2 protein-coding genes are annotated in these 2,685 nt (G+C 65.0%); both read left to right on the top strand.

The features are described 5' to 3' along the window. Positions 1-193 precede the first annotated feature (193 nt). Complete coding sequence (gene istA / locus ACZBJS_RS42240; RefSeq protein ID WP_092090428.1) at positions 194-1,726, top strand: IS21 family transposase; 1,533 nt, start codon at positions 194-196, stop codon at positions 1,724-1,726. After that, positions 1,723-2,565 carry an IS21-like element helper ATPase IstB gene (gene istB / locus ACZBJS_RS42235; protein ID WP_076832955.1) on the top strand — a complete coding sequence of 281 codons (843 nt, stop codon included), beginning with the start codon at positions 1,723-1,725 and terminating at the stop codon, positions 2,563-2,565. Before istA ends, istB begins: the two co-directional genes overlap by 4 nt. The last annotated feature ends 120 nt before the right edge of the window (positions 2,566-2,685 follow it).

Raw genomic sequence — 2,685 nt, 5'->3', positions numbered from 1 at the left:
TGCGCGGCGGCGATCAGGGTGAGACTTCAGCGACAATCAAGGTGAGACTGCGCCGATGGGGGCGGACCGAAGGGAGGGCGTAGCCCGACCGGAGGACCGTCCCCATCGGCGTCGCGCGTTTTTGGACCCGTCTGGCGGCCGGGTGCGGCTGGTGCAAGCTGTTGATTCGTCTCGACAAGAGGGAATCGATGCCTTGCCTGGCCTCCACATCACCGACCACCAGATGAGGCTGTACATGACCTACCGACAGACACTGTCCCCCGAGGCCGCCGCGGCCAAGGCGGGGTTCTCGAAGGCAAGCGCGTATCGAATCGAGGGCGATTGTCGCCCGCCATCGCAGAAGAAGACGCCGAGGGGCCGGCGCCGGTCCGATCCGCTCGCGCAGTATTGGGAGGCCGAGATCGTTCCGATCCTGAAGGCTGCGCCCGGCATCCGCGTGATCGGCGTGCTGGACGAGCTGCGCCGACGGCATCATGACCTGAACCCGAACATCCGCCGCACGCTGGAGCGGCGCATCAACGCCTGGCGGGCGCTCAACGGCCCCGAACAGGACGTGATCTTCCGCCAGCAGCACGAGCCCGGCCGCCTGGGTCTGTCCGACTTCACCGACGTGAGCGCGCTCGGTATTACCATCGCGGGTGAGCCGCTCGGTCACCGGCTCTATCACTTCCGGTTGGCGTTCTCCGGCTTCGAGCATGCCCATGTCGTGCTCGGCGGCGAAAGCTTCGTCGCCCTGGCGGAGGGCTTGCAGAACGCGCTGTGGGCGCTTGGCGGCGTGCCGCGGGAGCATCGCAGCGACAGCCTGTCGGCAGCGTTCCGCAATCTGGCCGCCGACGCACGGGAGGATCTGACGCAGCGCTACGCCGGGCTGATGGGCCACTATGGCATGGCGCCAACGCGCAACAATGCGGGCATCGCACATGAGAACGGCTCGATCGAGAGCGCGCACGGCCATCTCAAGCGGGCACTGGAAGATGCGCTGTTGCTGCGGGGGACGCGCGACTTCGCCAGTCTCGATGCGTACCGGGCTTTTGTCGACGAGATTGTCGGCCGGCGCAACGCCAACCTCGCCAAGCCGATCGCGCTCGAGAAGGAGGCATTGGCGCCGCTGCCAAAAGGCCGCACGACCGACTTCGAGGAGAAAGTGATCCCGGTGACGTCGTCAGGCGGCTTCATCCTGCGGCGCGTGTTCTACACCGTGCCTTCAAGATTGATCGGCCATCGCCTGCGTGTGCGCATCTTCGACGACCGGCTCGAATGCTTCCTTGGCGTCACACCGGTCGTGACGCTGCGGCGCGGTCGGCCTGTGTCCGAGAGCCAGGGCGGTCATGTCGTGGATTACCGGCATGTCATCCATGCCCTGCGGCGCAAGCCGATGGCGCTCCTCAATCTCGTTTATCGCGACCAACTCTTCCCGCGTGCAGCTTACAAACGTCTGTTCGAGACCTTGCGGGAGCATGGTGATGACCGGCGCGCCTGCAAGGTGACGGTCGAGCTTCTGGCGCTGGCTCACGAGCGCGCCTGCGAAGCAGACCTCGCCGAGGCGATCGCGATGGATCTGGACGCCGGACAGTTACCCGATCTTGCCGCGCTGCGCGACCGCTTCCGGCCCGAGGCGGCCTCGATCCCGCGTGTCGCCGTCAAGCTGGCGCCGCTCGACGTCTACGATGAACTCGCCTCCGTCAGCGTCATGTCGGGCCGCTCGAACCTGGGAGAGGCAGCATGACCGGTATCGCTACCTCCGTCGATGCTGCCCGTGTCGAGCTGCTTCTCAATGAGCTCCGCCTGCCGGGCGTCAAGGCGATCTGGCCGAAGCTCGCCGCACAGTCGGACAAGGAAGGGTGGCCTGCCGCCCGCTTCCTCGCCGCCCTTGCCGAGCACGAGGCCGCCGATCGCACCCGCCGTCGGATCGAGCGACACATGGTGGAAGCGCGTTTGCCCGCCGGCAAGACGCTCGCAACCTTCGACTTCGAAAGCGTGCCGATGCTATCAAAGGCACAGGCGATGGCGCTCGCCGCCGGCGACGCCTGGTTGAAGGCCGGCGCCAATTTGCTCTTGTTCGGTCCACCGGGCGGCGGCAAGACCCATCTCGGCGCGGCGATCGGCCTGGCTCTCGTCGAGAACGGTTGGCGCGTTCTCTTCGCGCGAACCACTGATCTGGTGCAACGGCTGCAGGTCGCGCGGCGCGAGCTGGCGCTGGAGTCCGCGATCGCCAAACTCGATCGCTATGACCTCCTGATCCTCGACGACATCACATATGTGAGCAAGGATCAGGCGGAAACCAGTGTGTTGTTCGAGTTGATCGCCGCCCGCTACGAACGACGCTCGCTGCTGATCACGGCCAATCAGCCATTTGGCGAATGGGGGCGTATCTTCCCGGACCAAGCAATGACGTTGGCTGCCATCGATCGTTTGGTCCACCACGCCACGATCCTCGAGATGAACGTCGAAAGTTACCGTCGAAAAGTTGCCCTCGATCGCAAGCGCGGTCCAGGCCGGCCGCCTGTTCACACTACCCCAAACGAACTCGACAAGACTTTGATTGACGCTGGCAGCGCCGCTTGATTGTCGCGCAGCGTCAATCAACGCTTGCCAAGTCGACGGCCAGCGTCAATTATCTCCTGACTCGGCCGCCTCGTCTCATCTTGATTGACGGGCCGCTCTCATCCTGATTGTCGCGCTATA

It is taken from the genome of Bradyrhizobium sp. KZN70725 (genome assembly GCF_055264925.1).
This window is presented reverse-complemented; position numbering and strand designations above follow the sequence as displayed.